Below are 15,427 nucleotides of genomic sequence, written 5' to 3' on the forward strand. Positions count from 1 at the left end.
TTTCCTCAGTCCGCGAGCGCAGGTTCGCTGGTATCGGCGGGGTAAGCGCCGTTCTCGTCATGGACCTCGCGGCCCGTCACGGGCGGGTTGAAGACGCAGGCGCACACGATGTCCTGCACCGGGCGCACGATGTGCTTGTCGTTGGCGTTGAGCGCATACATCACCCCCGGCCTCAACTCGTGCGTCAGGCCGGTGCCGAGGTCCTCGATCGTGCCCTCACCCTGCATCACCAGCACCGCTTCGAGATGGTTCTGGTAATGCATGTGTAGCTCCTCGCCCGCGAACATCGTGGTGACGTGGAACGAGAAGCCCATCTTGTCGTCCTTGAGCAGCAGGCGGTCGGAGTGCCAGCCATTGGATTCGACGTGACGGTCGGACTTGCGGATGTCGTTGAGATTGCGAACGATCATATGGGTATTCCTTTGAATTTGGAGGGAGTGTTCAGGCGGCCACGCCAATTTTCGGCAGCGCCCGCTTCACCGGGGCGATCGCGGCTGCGACCGCCTCTTCCAGAATGTCGAGCCCGGCTTCGAGCACCGCATCCTCGATGGTCAGCGGGGCGAGCACTTTGACGATCTCGTCATGCGCGCCGCTGGTCTCGATGATCAGGCCCTCGTCGAAGCAGGCCGACGTGATCTGCGATGCGACCTCGCCGCCGCCGACGTTGATGCCGCGCATCATGCCGCGCCCGCGCGTGGTCAGGCCATGGCGCTCGGCCATGCGTTCAAGCCGCCGTTCGAGGATGCCGCCGCGCCGCGCCACCGCATCGATGAAGGCCGGGTCGGCCCAGAACTCGCGCAGCGCCGCGGTGGCGGTGACGAAGGCGTGGTTGTTGCCGCGAAACGTGCCGTTGTGTTCGCCGGGGCTCCAGACATCGAGGTCGGGGCGCATGAGCGTCAGCGCAAAAGGCAGGCCCATGCCCGAAAGCGACTTCGCCAGCGTGACGATATCGGGCGTGAAGCCCATGTTCTCGAAGCTGAAGAACCCGCCGGTGCGGCCGCAGCCGGCCTGGATGTCATCGACGATCATCAGCGCGCCGTGCTTCTTCGCCAGCGCCGCGATGCGCCGCAGCCACGCAGGGCTTGCAGCGTTGAGCCCGCCTTCGCCCTGGACAGTCTCGACGAGGAAGGCAGCCGGGACATCGAGGCCGCTGGAGGGGTCGGAAAGACGCTGTTCGAGCAGGTCCGCCGTATCCACCTCGTCCCCATAATAGCCATCGAAAGGCTCATGGCTGACGTGGCTAAGCGGCACGCCCGCGCCGCCGCGCTTGCCCGCATTACCGGTGCAGGCGAGCGCGCCCAGCGTCATGCCGTGGAAGCCGTTGGTGAAGGCGACCACCAGTTCGCGGCCCGTGACCTTGCGCGCCAGCTTGATCGCGGCTTCCACCGCGTTGGTGCCGGTCGGGCCGGTGAACATCGCGCGATAGTCCAGCCCGCGCGGCTCCAGGATCACGTCCTCGAACGTGCGCAGGAAAGCGGCCTTGGCGTCGGTGTGCAGGTCGAGCGCATGGGTCACGCCGTCATTGGCGATATAGTCCATCAGCGCCGCCTTGAGCACCGGATGGTTGTGACCGTAATTCAGCGAGGAGCAGCCCGACAGGAAATCGAGATAACGCCCGCCCTCGTTGTCGTGGAGCCAGGGCCCTTGCGCCTTGCCGAATTGGCGAGGCATCGCACGCGAATAGCTGCGCACTCTGGATTCGCGGCGGTCATAGATCTTCGTATCCGGCGCGGTGGCGCTCGGCATGGGAGTCTTGGTCATTTCGGGAGTTCCCCTGTTCAGGTATGGACGGACGGCAGCGGCGCGATGGTCGCGTGCCATTCCGTGTCGTGTGCCCCCGCGAAGTGCGCGGCGCGCTCGAAGCGCTTGGATTTCGAGAGGCTTGCGCCGTGGCGGCGCGCGAAGGCGCCGAACAGCGCCCAGGAGGCCGGATTGGCCTCGGTGATCGTGGTGGTCAGCGTGGTCGCGCCCTGTACGGCGGGCAGCGAGACCAACTCATCCAGCATGCGCCCTGCAAGCCCTTCGCCCCGCGCGCAAGCCGCGACTGCGACCTGCCACACGAAGATGCGCTCCGGATGCGACGGCGGACGGTAGGCGGAAATCCACCCGAGAACCTCGCCGTCGCGCTCCGCGAGCACGCAGGTGTCGGCGAAGTCGCTGCACTGAAGCAGATTGCAATAGGCCGAGTTGGGATCGAGCGGCTCGGACGCCGCGATCAGCGCAGTGACGGCAGGCCCGTCTTCGGCAGTGGGTCGGCGCAGGACCGGCGAGGTAGTCTTACACATCGGAATTGTGCCCTCGGGATTCGTCCCGAAGGCGGCTTTACTCATGACTTCATCAAATATTACTTCACCCTCCGAAGCACATTGGCGTGCTTGGCATTTGCCTCATTATGACTGCTGCTGCGCGATAACATACGTATCGTGCGGTGCATTGCAACCATGTGTCGCGAGATATGTTCCCTTAGTGCGCGTCATCGGAATGCAATATTTCGAATTTGGAAGTATCTTGCAGCTTGGCGCAAAGCCGCAGGAAAGCTAGCTGTCAGGGCATGGACAGCGATCTCACTCCAGCAGCACTTTCGGCCCTGAGAAAAATTCTCGACGCCGCAGATCTGGAGAATAGGAGGATGGCTGCGGCAACCGGATTAACCCCGTCGCAGGCTCTGGTTTTGCGACAGATCGGATCCGGACAAATCGTGACGCCCAGCGCTGTCGCAGCCGCGCTCCGGTTCGGACAGGCGACGATAACCAACATCGTCGACAAGCTGGTTGCAGCCGGTCTCGTCACTCGCTCCCGTAGCGAGAACGACAAGCGCCAGATCCTCGTCCAGGCGACCGAAGACGGCCTTCAGCGGCTAAATAGCCTGCCGTTTCCGTTGCAGATGCGCTTTGGGCAGGGGTTCGACAGATTGTCGCGCTGGGAACAGGCAATGATCCTCGCCACGCTCGAACGGATCGGGGCTCTGATTTCAGAAGACAGCAGTCTGGGCTAGGATACGGTGTAGCGCCTCAAACCTCGTACATCACGGCCTATATGTCGTTCCCGAAGCAGGCAGAACTACACCGTCTGTACACAACCGCCAAGGCGCTAGTCTGTGCCTTGGTAAAGGCCCATGGCGAAGGTCGCCTGCAAGAGCGACTGCCCTTCCTTGCCAAACCTAAGCTGCTGATCGTTGATGAGCTTGGCTATCTGCCTTTCGACGCTGCTTACCTGTTCTTCCAGCTGGTAGCTCGCGCTACGAGCGAAGTGCCATGCTGATCAAGTCCAACCGCAGCGTGGGAGAATGGGGAACGGTCTTTGGCGACCCCGCCGTCGCTACCGCGATTCTCGACCGTCTGCTGCACCACAGCCACGTCATCACCATCCGGGGCGACAGCTATAGTTTGCGCGAAAAGCGGCGGAGTGGCCCTCTGTAGAAGGCCACTCCGCCGCTTGATTCCGTTAACGTTTGAGTATGAAAAGGGGGCCCAGTTTTACGTGTTGCCCCCAGCCCAATTCCCGGCGTCGTTTGACACCACTGCCAGCGACGGAACGACTGCATTGCGGGACGCGTCGCTGCCTACAGTATTCCCCGAACCACAGGTCGCATGCACCCTTCCACCGCTTATGCAGACATGCGGTTTCCACCCACACGGGTCATGCTGGCGATGGTGAGCACACCCCCGAAGCCGAGTGGCAGCCTTGCAAGCATTGAACCCGAAAGGCGCCGGCGGCAAATGCCACGGCGCCCATTGCAACCTTCGCCTCGCTGCAGCACTTGACCCTTTATTCAGCGAACGCGGATGCGGAGTACTCATTTTGAGCCGGATAAAATTGGTCGGCGGGCCATGCGATGGGAAAGGCCTAAACGGTGAATTGGGCGACGAATTGAGGATGGTGCGGACCCATGATGGCTATGTTCGGTGGTCACAGCCCAATGGGCCGCTGATACCGAATGAACTTTATCGACGGTCGCTTCGGGTAATTGCTCACGGGGTTGGCAGAAAAGTGTTGCGCGGAGGTCGATTGGCTGATTCACCCTACGGATGCCGCCACCGCCGCTTCATGTTCTGACCGAGGCCGAGAAGAACGAGCTGCTGCTTGCTCAGCACGATATGATCGAGCGGATGGCAGCACGGATTTCCGAGTTGGAATCACTGGTCGGCAAGCCGCGCAAGACCTCGAAGAATTCGCATATTCCGCCTTCAAAGGACGACTTCGGCAAGCGGGGCGGCAAAGGCGGTAAGCCCAGGACTGGCAAGCGCCCGCCGCGCGAAGGCAAGCACCGCCCACTGGCCGAGACGCCGGACAAAACCGAACGCGTCATGGCGGCAAGCTGCTGCCATTGCGGGACCGATGTTTCCTCGCAGACCCAGCATTGCCGTCACCGCTACGATCATATCGACCTGCCGCCGATCCGCCCAATTGTGACCCGCATCGAATTGTTCGGTGCGCGCTGCGGGGGATGTGGCCGTCGCTACCGCGCCGAGGCGCCGGCGGGTATGGAGCCGGGCACGCCGTTTGGCCCTGGCATCCGCTCGCTGCTGGCCTATCTGCATCACAGCCACCATGTCAGCTTCGAGCGACTGTCGCGCATTGCTGCGGAACTGTTTGGCCTCACGATCTCCCAAGGGGCAATCGCCAACGCCTTCAGGCGCATGCAGGCCGGAATGACAGCAGCCACGAAGGCGATCACCGACAAGTTGCTGACGGCAAGGATCATCGCATCCGATGAGACGTCCACGCGCACCAACGGCATTGCCCATTGGCAATGGGTCTTCCTCTCGAAAGACGCGGTCCTGCACAAGATCGCCCCGCGCCGGGCGCGCAGTGTTGTCGACGAGGTGCTGGGTGGCCATCAACCCGACGTGTGGGTCTCCGATCGCTACGCCGGACAGCAGGAACTGGGCAAAGAGCATCAGGTCTGCCTCGCCCATGTCCTGCGCGATGTTCAGTATGCCATCGACTGCGGGGATACCGCTTTCGCCCCCAAAATCCGCGACCACCTGCGCTGGGCGATCCGGATCGGCAAGCGACGAAGCAGCCTGAAGGACACGACGCTGGCCGCCTACGCCGCGAAGGCCGACAATCTGCTGACCCGCCTGGTACAGATGCCTGTCGCGCACCCGGCGGGACGTGTTCTGCTCAAACAAATCAAGGCCTGGCGGGGCAAGTTCTTCGTCTTCCTCACCAACCGCGACGTCCCTGCGACCAACAACATATCAGAACGCGAGATCCGCCCCTCGGTCGTGTTCCGCAAGGTCACCAACGGCTTCCCCTCCGACTGGGGCGCCCAGATCCACGCCGGATATCGCTCCGTCACCGGAACCGCCCGTCTCAGCGGCAAATCGGCCCTCGTAGCTATCCGCGAACTCGTCGACGGCAGGTTCGTGGTCGCCTGATCAGAGCCCAATTGCTGACCCCGTGAGCAATTACCGCTTCGGAGCCGCGACAAGTTTGTGTGGCAACCCTGATTCGCCGCGAGCGAAACATCGCGCATATCCGCCTCCGCGTGCTAGCTCTCGGACACCTTTTGCTAGTAAGCAGGCGCAAGCTGCCGTCTCCTTTATTTCAAGTGACTCAAGACAAAGTGCGCTCTTTCGCTGACCGTGGTCTTGGGAATAATGATTGGATCATACCCTAGGTGCCGGTATGCGTTCAGCAGGCGCTCGTATTCAGCGATCGCTTCGTCCATATCTTGTTGACGCTCCCGATCTTCAATGAAGATCTCGGGCCACGGAGGGGTCAGAAAGACTCGTCGATGATAAGGTGGAAACGCGGCGAGCGTGACCGACGCCGCTCGACCTGTCGCGTGTTGAAGGGCCACTGCCGCGTCGACCAGACCACGGTCGAAGAATGTGCAGCCCCTCTCTTCCCGGGCAACTCGGAGATCCTCGGCGATCACGTTGATGGCACGCCTTGCAAAAGCCGCGAGATCTACCCAAGGCAATGCGGTGCCATCACCGCGCAATTCCTCGTCCACGATGCGGCGACCGGGCTCGGGAATTGTCCTAAAACCCACATCCGCAAGTTTAGCGAGAAGGGTCGATTTACCGCCGCCGGAGCAGCCAGAGAGGACTACACGAAGGGAAGGCCTATCCATATTTGTCATGTCTGCTTTCTGATAGCACAAATGATCGTTGGAACGCCTTAGTGGGGGCGGCTACCAACCGGCAGCTCTTCCTGCTGGCGATTGATCGCCAGCCAAAAACAGGACCGGCAGCTATCCCCCACTGATCAGCGGAAACCCGCCTTTCCGGAATCGGCCAGCCACCGTCATAAACCGGGGGCGAGGGAACGGCGGGTTTCAGGGAATCCGCCCCGTGTCGCGAATGTCCGCAAGGGGGCGTCTGCCGACTAACAGCTTTCGGGCTAGATTTCCGTAAGACCGCCCGTCCGCTTCGGAGCATCAGCCTTCTGGAATCCAACGGCGAAGAAGGGTGGAATGCGGGCATCAGCGTTTGGCTGTTCGCAGCATCACATCGGGGCGGGGCTCGCCGATGTAGGATCGCCCGATGTTTCCCAGCGAATGTTTTCGACCGACTGCCCGCGAAGCCAATCATCGACCAGCCATGCGAGACCCTGAGCGGCCATCGTCCATCGTAAGTAGGCCACAATCCTCCCTTGCCCCGCATCGGCGAAGCGCACGAGGTGAAAGCGGTTCCGAAACCACGACACCCATACGGATCGCTTTCCGAGCAGAGCAGGAAGAACCTTGTTGCCCTTGGCGCGCATATCGTCGCGAAAGGCGGCGGCGACCTGATCGGCGTTTGCGAGCCTCGTGCCGTCCGGCATTTCAAAGGTCGCTTGATCTCGCAGGCGAAACGGCACGCCCGTCGCGTTGCCGTGGTCTGCTTGGCCGGTCATTCCTGCCCGCGCTAACCGTTCGAGCATGGTTGCATCGCGACCGCCGTAGCGGACACAATCGACTTCGCTCGACCACATAGCGCGTATGGTTCTATCGATCTCGTTCCCCGAACAGGGTTGCCGGACAATGGAACAGTAATGCTCACCGGTGTGGAATATCTCCGGCGCTATGTCCTCGGGCACTCCGCACAGTAGGCAGCAGTCGGGTTCGACATAGAAGTCGCCCTGACCGAGGACGGCCTCATTCGAAGATAGCGGCGGTATTCCCATTCCTCGTCGATAGCCTACGTTTCTGTATCGGGCTACCATTGGCTTTATTGACGTTGCGCAGCAATGTCTGCAACGGGGCGTTTGCTGCCTGTCCGGATGTTCAAACGGGAATGCGGCCTCGATCGTGCGATCGGCATCGATATTGCCACCATCATCGGTTATCTCGCGGATCATCCCGGTGCCGTTTATGCGGACGCCTTCGGTGAGCGAGAGGCTATGAGCGAATTGATCGGTCTGTGGCGGGCCAGGAAGTGCGCAACGACCTGAAATCCGGATCGCGGCCAAAAGAAAAGAGGGAGTGTTCTCAGCGCGAAATTCTTCGCGAGAGGAGTCCCTCCATGCCCGACTGCTACATCATGACCGGCGAGAACCCGCGTCCTCAATCCTATATTGCCGAGGCCGCGGACCAAAACCAGGCGCTTGCCGCATACCAGCGGACTGACCCCACGGCCTTCCTTCTCGACTGCGATGATTACTGGAAGGCCGAAGTGGCCCGCACGCTCGCGAAATTCCCCCTGACCCGCGTCACCGAGCGCTTTTACACCCACATGCTGGGCGTCCTCCCCCCGATCTATAGCCGCTTCAACCCCGGTTGGTTTGTCGGTGAAGCCGTCGTTGAGCGCGTCTACACGCAGTTCATCGAGCACAACGGCCGTTTCTACGCGGGCTATGCCAATCTTGGACCCGGCGGCAGGCGCTGGCAGCTCGACGACATCGAGGCGCTCGAGGCCACCGGCACGGCCACCGAGGTCGACTGGTTCCCCTCCGAGACCTGAAGCCGCCAAGGGTCCGAGGCCGCAGAGGAGAGGGGGAAGGGAGGATCGAGCGCGGGAATGCGCTCGGTCTGACCCGGAGCCCTACCATGACCTACGACGTCCCGTTCCGTCACATGCAGGCGATCGACCCCAGCAGCCTCACGACCGTTACCGCGACCCTTCATGCCCTCAACAGGGCGATGGAAGACTGCCGTATCGCCGGTGTCGATCCCGACCATGACCCGGCAATCGCGCTGCTCGCGCGCCATTTCGCGGCCGTCACCGCCGACCGCGCCGATGATGACAGCCTGCGTTTCGCCTGCGGCCGCCGCGTCATCGAACTCGAACGCTTTCCCGCACTTCTCACCCTGGCCGTGCGTGGAGTGGCCCATGACCGCGTAGCCAAAGAGCGATTCCACAAGGACGGTGCCAAGGTCATGAAGGCGCTCGCTCTGGAAATCGGCCTGGCACCGGGCAGCTACGCCATCAGCTCCACACCCAGCGACCCGGCAATCGCGGGATATGTCGCCCTATCGAGCAATGACCTCTCGATCATGCTCAGCGTCGGCCCGCTCCATGAAGGCAACGAGGTGCAATACTTCGCCAAGCGCGGTCCTGCAGCCGGTCAGAAGCTACGCTTCGCGACAATGCGCGATTTCGTCCGGCCTGCCCGCTTCGCCAAGCGCATCCGCCGCGACCTGCGCCTTGATGCCATCATGCCCTCGGCCGCGCCCATCGAACCCGAGACGCAGGCGCCGCGCGAACCCATCGCCGCTTAGGGAGACATCCCATGCTCACCACACATCAGGTTCTCGATCTCGTTCGCAGCGATGCCGCACGGATCGAACGCTTCACCCAGCGCCGCGAGGTTTTCCTCGATGCGCTGGACTGGACAATGCTCACTTGTGAACAGGTCCATGAAGCTGCCATGCTGGACTTCATGCTGGAAGATGACCTTGCCGAAGCCCTCCAGCGGCTTTCCATGGCGGAAAGCCTCGCTGCCATGGGCCTCCCACTCGCCGCGGAATCCATCCGCTACATCCCATATCCGCGGCCCTGGCACCCGGAATGGGCGACACTGGCGAACTAAACGGAGATCCACCACCATGAGCAGATACGACTTCGCCGGTAAGGGCGTTGCGAGCAGCGTGGCCATCGGATGGGACCGGCCTTTGGCCACATTCTTCGTCCAGGTGATGCAGCCCCATCCCCGCATCGAGGGCGAGGAGGCGACCTACATCTGGAAGGGCGCTGCCCCCGGCGAGCTTCCCACTGCAGCAGCGGCCATTGCGATCGCCGCCGAATATGCCGATCTGCCCGAGGATCTTGGCGCGACGCTGGAGACTGATCGCCTGAAGACTCTCGGCACATTCAATGGGCCTGCCCAAGAGGCCGCGAAGCCCTTCATCCAGGCATCGCCTCCGCCGATCCACACCGAGGCCGAAGCCCGCGAGGCCGGTTACACGCGCGCCGTCGTCGCGGACAGTACGCACCATACCCTCGAATTGCTGATCGAACCCGAAGCCGACCTCGACTCCATCTTCTTCGCCTTCGACCGCGGTGGGAACGAAATGCTCCATATCCATGGTTGGAACTTCACGATCGAGCCGGAGTGACGTGGCAACAATCATGTGATAGTGTGAATACACGTATTCAATCGGAGACAGTGCCATGGCGATGTCAGTACGCCTCGCCCCTGAAGTAGAGCAGCGCCTCGATCATCTCGCGAGCGCCACCGGGCGCACCAAGGCATATTACCTTCGCGAAATTATCGAACGCGGCCTTGAGGACATGGAAGACATCTACCTCTCCGATAAGGTGCTCGAGGACATTCGTGCTGGCCGCGAAACCACAAGTTCCCTCGACGAGGTGGAGAAGCGCCTTGGCCTGGCAGATTGAACTGTCATCCAGCGCCGCAAAATCCCTCTCCAAGCTCGATCGCCAAACCGCCAAGCGGATCATAACCTTCCTGCGCGAGCGGGTTGCATCCAGTGACGATCCCCGCGCATCTGGAAAGGCATTGACCGGGCCATTGGCGGGACGTTGGCGCTGCCGCGTTGGCGACTACCGGATTGTCTGCGAAATCGAGGATGGCAGGCTTGTCGTACTTGTGCTGACCGTTGGCCACCGAAGCGGCGTTTACCGCTGACCCCCAGGCGATCCGTAACCCATAGAGACGAGGGGGAAGGGGACGGGCGATCCATGGAGGATCGACGGAGGTTCCCTTGTCCTACACCATCGACATTGGCGCAGCGCCCACGAACGCCGACTGCGCCCAGCTTGGCCAGACCCCCGACTTCGAGCGCGTCAATCGCTTCGAGATCGACGCCTATCGGATCGGCATCATCGCCATCCACGGCCTTCCTCCGCAGGGATGCCGCCTCACCAGCAAGCCTAATCGGCATGATTTCGGCACCTATCGTACCCTCGTCCTGCACATTGACGATGAAGACGATCCTGCCGTCGCCGCCTACGCCGAGGCCGTAGAAGACGGGCTTGGCTCCTGGATCGAGGCTGCGATTGCCTGTCCTGTCGAATATGACGGCAACGTCGCCTCCATTCCGAGGCCCGAAATCGACGAAGTGGCGATCGGCGCGCTGCTGACCACGCGCCCCGGCGCCAACGGTCGTTTCGCGATCCCCGCATTCGAGACGATCCACACCAACCTTTCGGCCGCATTCCCCAAGCTCGCCGAGACCGCCCGCGCGCGTCTCGCCGGCGATGCTGCCTGACCGCGCAGGAGATCCATCATGGCAAACAATTACCTCTCCAGTTCCTTCATCCTCGAGATGACCGCCGAGGATGCCGAAATGGTCAGGCTGGCGCAGGATGCCAGTGTCATTCTCGAGTTTTACGCTGGCGATAGCCCTCGAGACATCGAGTACAAAAAGCTCGGCCCACGCTTCGCCGCTCTCTTCCCGCCCAAGGACGGGGACGATTTCGGGAGTTTTCTCGACCTCTTCGACGATCCCGATTTCCCGTCGTTCGACTGCAGCATCGTCATCAGCGAAGTCGATGCCGAGGGACACTGCAAAGTCAGCTTCAGCGGCAACCAGTTCGGCGTCGATCAGGTGGCAAACCTGATCTTCACCGCCTGCAAATCCGCAATCCCTTGCGCTTTCTCATGGGCGCACACCTGCGATGCCTTGCGGCCAGACGAATTTGGTGGCGGCTGCGTCATCATCACCGAAGCCGGGATCGATTTTCACAGCACCACCGGCATCATCGGCCGCGTGCTCGGAACGGGCGCCGGTCCTTCCGAGACACCCAAGCCGGTTTTCGATCCCGCCCTTGTCACCATCGAACAGAAGCGCTTCAGCGTCACCCAATGGGAGATCCTGGTCTGCTACAACGGGCAGCGCATCGAACAGTACGGTGACAAGATCGAGCTGGTCGGCAAGGAATACAGAGGCCACCCCCGCGAAATGTGGATGGCGGTCGCCTACCGCGAAGCGATCGCGCGCGACCTCGCAAGCAGGCTTCCCGTCGTCGAGGAAGCTGCGATCACCACCCATCTGACGTCCCACTGATCCCATGCTGCATCAGCATCTGCAGCCTGCCGGCACCGCGCCGGCAGGACTGCCTTCGCTCGTCCTGCCTGCCGAGATCCGCGCCGCGATCGAGGCCGGGGCCTGGATCGTCTTCAACGTCTCGGGCGGCAAGGATTCCTCCGCCGCGATGTTTGCCGTCTCGATCGTGCTCGATCAGCTCGGCCATCCCCGTAACCGTCGCCTGGTCATCCATGCCGACCTCGGCCGCGCCGAATGGGACAGCACCCCTGCCATGGTCGAAAGGCTCGCAGCGCTTGCGGATCTACCACTGTGCGTCGTGCGCCGTAATGCCGGCGACCTGTTCGACCGCTGGGCACAGCGCTTCGAGAACGGCAAGCGCCGCTACGAGGCCCTCGAAACCTACAACCTGATCGGTCCATGGTCCTCGGCTTCGCTGCGCTTCTGCACCTCCGAGGCCAAGGCCCATGTCATCGGCCCGCACCTGGCGCGCACACTGCGCGGCGAGACCATCATCAACGTCCTTGGCATCCGCCGTGATGAAAGCACCGCGCGGTCCAAAGCCCCGGAATGGAAGGCTGACACGCGCTACGCCGGTGCCGGCAATGCCCATGGCACGCGCATGATGCTCTGGCATCCCATCGTCGAATGGACGACGGCCGAAGTCTTCGCCGCACACCGCCATCTCGGCATCCCGCTTCACGAAGCCTATACCTGCTACTCCAGTTCGCGGCTTTCCTGCCGATTCTGCGTGCTGCAGTCGATCGCCGACGCCCGCGCATCGGCCAACGCTCCCGCCAACCACGATGCACTGATCCACCTGTGCGACCTCGAGGCGACGTCCACGTTCTCGTTTCAGCCAGCGCGCTGGCTTGCGGACACCGCACCTGATCTCTTGCCGCCCGACCTGCAGATCCGCATCGCGGCCGCCAAGATCGACGCGCAGCGGCGCCGCGAGGCCGAGGGCGCGATGCCCAAGGGTCTGCGATACGTCAGGGGGTGGCCGCCGCGCCTGCCGACATTGCCCGAGGCCGCGGCCATTGCCGAGGCCCGCGCGCCGATCCTCGCGCGCCACCAGCTTGCCAACCGCTTTCCGACTGCCCGCGCCGTGCGGGACCGCTTTGCCGACCTCATCGCCCAGCGCCGCGCCGCCTGACCGACAGCAATAGGAGACTGCCATGACCGCTTCCACGGACCATCCCGTCATGTCCCAGGCCGAGGCCGTCGCGCTCGGCTTTGCGGGCTTCAACGACGTGCCGCACAAGCCCATCGACGTTCCCGATGGCGAATACACCATCACTGCCCGAACGAGCGACGGCCGCCGTGTGACCTTCTGCTTCCTGCCCGATCGCGAACGAAGCCCGGCAGGATTCGTAGATATTCAGTACCATGATGCCGGGACGAAGTGCGCCAATGCCAATGGCGGACATTCGCCCACCTTCAACGCATTCGGCATCGGGCGGGGTGGCCGCCATATCCTCGATTCCCGCCCTCTGGATGAAGCGGATCGCCCCTCCATTCTCGTGCTGATGCTCGACAAGGCCGAGACAAAGTCCTCGCCCCGCGCAAAAGCGCGCGACGCAGGCGGGCGCCGCGAAGTCTCGTGGTCGTTCGGCGAAGGCACGATCTTCCCCGGCTACACCGATGACCGTGAATGGAACGGCTTCCTCAACATCAGCGTGGCCGAACATACCTGGCCGCATGTTCGCGCCGAACTGCTTTCGAGTGCCGACGGCGACCGCGAGTTGATCGCATCAGTCAAGGCGCTGAAGGCCGAGGGTGGCTTTGTGTCGCTCGCCTTCGGCTACACCACACAGGAAGTCGAAACCCGGTGGGCTTTGCAATTCCCCGACTATCCCATTGCCTGCATGCCGCCCATTCCGGGAAACTGGACGGACAAAAGCTGGCGCAACGACACCAAGCCCAGCTTCGAAGTCTGCACCGGGCCGATGGGCGAGCCGGTGGAAATGTGGATCGACTATCCCGAGCCCGCGCTCCGCGAAATCGCGGGCGAACCCCGTTTTGGGCTCTATCGCCGCAATGCCGATGACGAGCTTGAGGCGATCTACACCGGCGAGGATCACGCCGAGGCCATGGAGCACGCGAACCGCGAAACCCTTGCATGCGCTTTCGCCAAGGCTCTGGCCCACCAACTGACGCCTGACGAATGGCAGACCATGCGCCTCACCAACCAGACGATCACGCCAGGGTGCTGCGCGTCGCATGACCACCTCGATGCCAACATGGTCATGCTGGCCGTGTGGCTCACCTATCGCGGTGATCAGCTGATCGCCCGCGGCGCGATTACGGACATCGGTGATGACCTCGATCACGTCAACGCGGCATGGACGATCGCCAGGGAGCGCTACATGACCGCCAGCGCCGAAGGCGAACGCTTCGACCTGTGGCGCTGCACCGGCATCACTGTGCCCGACCTCGCAGCCGCCGGTTGCGAGATGGGCGCCAACGAACCCTGCATCCGGCCTGGCCGTCTCTACGAACCCGGCCACATCGAACTGGATGAAGAGAAGGGCCTGATCGTCACCGTCGGAAATTCGATCCGCACCTTCGAACACCAGATCGAGGCCGAAGGCCATCTCTGGCGCGCCTATGCGTCTTCCGAGTTCACTGCCCAGCCCGGGCGCGTTAAATAGAACGGGCACGGAGATGCGCTAGCGACCGCTGGCGTCGGCAACACCTGTTTTCCGTGCACTCGCGGCAGACTGCCTTGGGCCGTTACGCGAATGTCCGATTCTGAGCTGAACCTTTTGGTTAGCTGACGTTCACGCGGTGCCGGCTGCCGACCACTTCGAGCTATCATTGACCATACCCTGAAAGCGTCTGGCCCAGCTGCAGAAACCTTGAAACACCCCTGATTATGAGGGGCGCACCTTTTTTTGAGGGTCAGCCTTATAGAGCGACAATACCCCAATCAAATTCCTAAATGTGCAGGTTTAATCCCTTCGGGGCCCGATAGAGCGATACCAACTGATCCATATCACGCAACGGACGTTCCTCGAACTCCTTCGTCGTGAGAATCAGAACATCAATTTCCATTCGATAGTCGCCTTGGAGCTTGTGCATTGCCGCTCGTAGCTGCGACGAATAATCGAGAAGATCGCTCAATTGGCAATCAACCACCACAAGAACATCAATGTCGTTATGCCGCTCACCTCGAAAGAATGACCCGAAGCCCCATGCGGAAATAACTTCTGCATGAGATTCAAGGATAGGCCGGATTTCCGTCCTTATCTTTCTTGTGGTAAGCCCAGTAGTCATTTCTATGCAGAGCGCCCGCCATTTCGGTTGTGTTGAACAAACCCAAATATGATTGAAGACAATATTCTTTCGCCTCCATGGTGTAGCTGTTCCACATTCCGCCGACATATATCAAATTTACGTCAGCGAATTCCGCTCGCACTTGCAGAACCTTAGCAATGCCACATGTATATTCATCAAGGCATATCGCTTGGATCGCCGGACCTCGCTTGCGCGATACGTCAAATACTATGTCATGATGTCGATCTGTCGCAATAACATTTTCATGGCCGTTCAGAAGCCGCTGAAACCATGTGATTGAGGACCATTTGACGCCATACGCATTTTCGCCGTTACTCATATTTCGCCCACTTCTCTACAAACTGCGCGAACTCTTCGGGGAACATTTGGTAATGGTCTAGCCGCCCATACTGATTTTGCTCGTAGCCTTTGGCATGATCGGTAAACAGTAGGACCGCCTCGGCCATCTCGCGTGGAACAAGTCCGGCATTCACCTCCAAGGCTCGCAGAATGGCACGATTGTTTGGGAGCAGGGTATCAAGCCGTCTTGCTGTCCAAACCGCGTGCGCTGACGATCCGGGATCCGAGGCCGCAATTTCGGATCGAGGGCCATACCGTTTGAAGTAGTGATGGTTCTGTCTCAGCAGGCCGCTGACGAATGTCATTAATTCCTCGGTCGTTTCCATCTTCTTCGAGAATGCCCAGCTAGTCGTCTGTGAAAAGCGCTGAAGCCCGCAGGGAGGCGTGGGTTTTGGTGGATATGAA

At 61.5% G+C, this 15,427-nt stretch carries 21 protein-coding genes and 1 pseudogene; 14 read left to right on the forward strand and 8 right to left on the reverse strand.

The window, feature by feature from the left end:
• Window positions 1–5 precede the first annotated feature (5 nt).
• From PKE80_RS12455 to ectA, 3 genes are read right to left on the reverse strand one after another with little or no spacing between them, the layout of a single operon-like run.
• Window positions 6–410 carry an ectoine synthase gene (locus tag PKE80_RS12455; protein WP_271182728.1) on the reverse strand — a complete coding sequence of 135 codons (405 nt, stop codon included), beginning with the start codon at window positions 408–410 and terminating at the stop codon, window positions 6–8.
• A gap of 31 nt (window positions 411–441) precedes the next feature.
• On the reverse strand, window positions 442–1,761 hold the full coding sequence (ectB, locus tag PKE80_RS12460; RefSeq protein WP_271182729.1) for a diaminobutyrate--2-oxoglutarate transaminase: 1,320 nt from the start codon (window positions 1,759–1,761) through the stop codon (window positions 442–444).
• Window positions 1,762–1,778: 17 nt separating this feature from the next.
• The gene (gene ectA, locus PKE80_RS12465; protein WP_271182730.1) at window positions 1,779–2,285 is read right to left on the reverse strand and encodes a diaminobutyrate acetyltransferase; all 507 of its coding nucleotides are present in this window, start codon (window positions 2,283–2,285) and stop codon (window positions 1,779–1,781) included.
• Window positions 2,286–2,551: 266 nt separating this feature from the next.
• On the opposite strand from ectA, the gene PKE80_RS12470 reads away from it, so the two are divergent.
• The 3 genes and pseudogenes from PKE80_RS12470 to tnpC all read left to right on the forward strand — a co-directional run bounded on the left by PKE80_RS12470 (window position 2,552) and on the right by tnpC (window position 5,384).
• Window positions 2,552–2,995, forward strand: a complete 444-nt coding sequence (locus tag PKE80_RS12470) for a MarR family winged helix-turn-helix transcriptional regulator (protein ID WP_271182731.1) — start codon at window positions 2,552–2,554, stop codon at window positions 2,993–2,995.
• Between the two features lie 41 nt (window positions 2,996–3,036).
• Window positions 3,037–3,419 (forward strand): annotated as a pseudogene (locus PKE80_RS12475) (ATP-binding protein).
• Between the two features lie 609 nt (window positions 3,420–4,028).
• Entirely contained in the window at window positions 4,029–5,384 is a 1,356-nt protein-coding gene (gene tnpC / locus PKE80_RS12480) for an IS66 family transposase (protein WP_271182732.1), read from the forward strand.
• A gap of 164 nt (window positions 5,385–5,548) precedes the next feature.
• On the opposite strand, the gene PKE80_RS12485 is transcribed toward tnpC, so the two are convergent.
• Window positions 5,549–6,094, reverse strand: coding sequence for an AAA family ATPase (locus PKE80_RS12485; RefSeq protein WP_271182733.1), 546 nt, complete (start codon window positions 6,092–6,094; stop codon window positions 5,549–5,551).
• Window positions 6,095–6,459: 365 nt separating this feature from the next.
• On the reverse strand, window positions 6,460–6,849 hold the full coding sequence (locus PKE80_RS12490; RefSeq protein ID WP_271182734.1) for a hypothetical protein: 390 nt from the start codon (window positions 6,847–6,849) through the stop codon (window positions 6,460–6,462).
• 333 nt (window positions 6,850–7,182) lie between these two features.
• On the opposite strand from PKE80_RS12490, the gene PKE80_RS12495 reads away from it, so the two are divergent.
• The 11 genes from PKE80_RS12495 (at window position 7,183) to PKE80_RS12545 (ending at window position 14,037) form a co-directional block, all read left to right on the forward strand.
• A complete protein-coding gene (locus tag PKE80_RS12495) occupies window positions 7,183–7,386 on the forward strand; it encodes a DUF7673 family protein (RefSeq protein WP_271182735.1) in 204 nt (67 codons plus the stop codon).
• A gap of 71 nt (window positions 7,387–7,457) precedes the next feature.
• Complete coding sequence (locus PKE80_RS12500) at window positions 7,458–7,895, forward strand: hypothetical protein (RefSeq protein ID WP_271182736.1); 438 nt, start codon at window positions 7,458–7,460, stop codon at window positions 7,893–7,895.
• Window positions 7,896–7,981: 86 nt separating this feature from the next.
• Window positions 7,982–8,653 carry a hypothetical protein gene (locus PKE80_RS12505; RefSeq protein WP_271182737.1) on the forward strand — a complete coding sequence of 224 codons (672 nt, stop codon included), beginning with the start codon at window positions 7,982–7,984 and terminating at the stop codon, window positions 8,651–8,653.
• A gap of 11 nt (window positions 8,654–8,664) precedes the next feature.
• Window positions 8,665–8,964 (forward strand): hypothetical protein, encoded by a 300-nt coding sequence (locus PKE80_RS12510; RefSeq protein ID WP_271182738.1) that lies wholly within the window; start codon window positions 8,665–8,667, stop codon window positions 8,962–8,964.
• A gap of 16 nt (window positions 8,965–8,980) precedes the next feature.
• Window positions 8,981–9,490: a hypothetical protein gene (locus PKE80_RS12515; protein ID WP_271182739.1), complete on the forward strand. Its 510-nt coding sequence runs from the start codon at window positions 8,981–8,983 to the stop codon at window positions 9,488–9,490.
• Window positions 9,491–9,545: 55 nt separating this feature from the next.
• Entirely contained in the window at window positions 9,546–9,773 is a 228-nt protein-coding gene (relB, locus tag PKE80_RS12520; protein WP_271182740.1) for a type II toxin-antitoxin system RelB family antitoxin, read from the forward strand.
• Window positions 9,757–10,023, forward strand: a complete 267-nt coding sequence (locus PKE80_RS12525; RefSeq protein WP_271182741.1) for a type II toxin-antitoxin system RelE family toxin — start codon at window positions 9,757–9,759, stop codon at window positions 10,021–10,023. Before relB ends, PKE80_RS12525 begins: the two co-directional genes overlap by 17 nt.
• A 76-nt stretch (window positions 10,024–10,099) precedes the next feature.
• Window positions 10,100–10,606 (forward strand): hypothetical protein, encoded by a 507-nt coding sequence (locus PKE80_RS12530; protein WP_271182742.1) that lies wholly within the window; start codon window positions 10,100–10,102, stop codon window positions 10,604–10,606.
• Window positions 10,607–10,624: 18 nt separating this feature from the next.
• Window positions 10,625–11,404 carry a hypothetical protein gene (locus PKE80_RS12535; protein WP_008833114.1) on the forward strand — a complete coding sequence of 260 codons (780 nt, stop codon included), beginning with the start codon at window positions 10,625–10,627 and terminating at the stop codon, window positions 11,402–11,404.
• A gap of 4 nt (window positions 11,405–11,408) precedes the next feature.
• The gene (locus PKE80_RS12540) at window positions 11,409–12,539 is read left to right on the forward strand and encodes a phosphoadenosine phosphosulfate reductase domain-containing protein (protein WP_133085187.1); all 1,131 of its coding nucleotides are present in this window, start codon (window positions 11,409–11,411) and stop codon (window positions 12,537–12,539) included.
• Between the two features lie 22 nt (window positions 12,540–12,561).
• Window positions 12,562–14,037 carry a hypothetical protein gene (locus PKE80_RS12545; RefSeq protein WP_271182743.1) on the forward strand — a complete coding sequence of 492 codons (1,476 nt, stop codon included), beginning with the start codon at window positions 12,562–12,564 and terminating at the stop codon, window positions 14,035–14,037.
• Between the two features lie 286 nt (window positions 14,038–14,323).
• Here PKE80_RS12545 and PKE80_RS12550 read toward each other — a convergent pair whose 3' ends face one another.
• The 3 genes from PKE80_RS12550 to PKE80_RS12560 all read right to left on the reverse strand — a co-directional run.
• Window positions 14,324–14,662, reverse strand: a complete 339-nt coding sequence (locus PKE80_RS12550) for a nucleotidyltransferase domain-containing protein (RefSeq protein WP_271182744.1) — start codon at window positions 14,660–14,662, stop codon at window positions 14,324–14,326.
• Complete coding sequence (locus tag PKE80_RS12555; protein ID WP_271182746.1) at window positions 14,607–15,002, reverse strand: hypothetical protein; 396 nt, start codon at window positions 15,000–15,002, stop codon at window positions 14,607–14,609. The genes PKE80_RS12550 and PKE80_RS12555 overlap by 56 nt, the downstream gene beginning before the upstream one ends.
• The coding region (locus PKE80_RS12560; RefSeq protein ID WP_271182745.1) for a hypothetical protein at window positions 14,995–15,427 on the reverse strand (433 nt) is incomplete at its 5' end. The genes PKE80_RS12560 and PKE80_RS12555, both read right to left, overlap by 8 nt.

This window comes from Novosphingobium resinovorum, assembly GCF_027922145.1.
GTDB lineage: Bacteria > Pseudomonadota > Alphaproteobacteria > Sphingomonadales > Sphingomonadaceae > Novosphingobium > Novosphingobium resinovorum.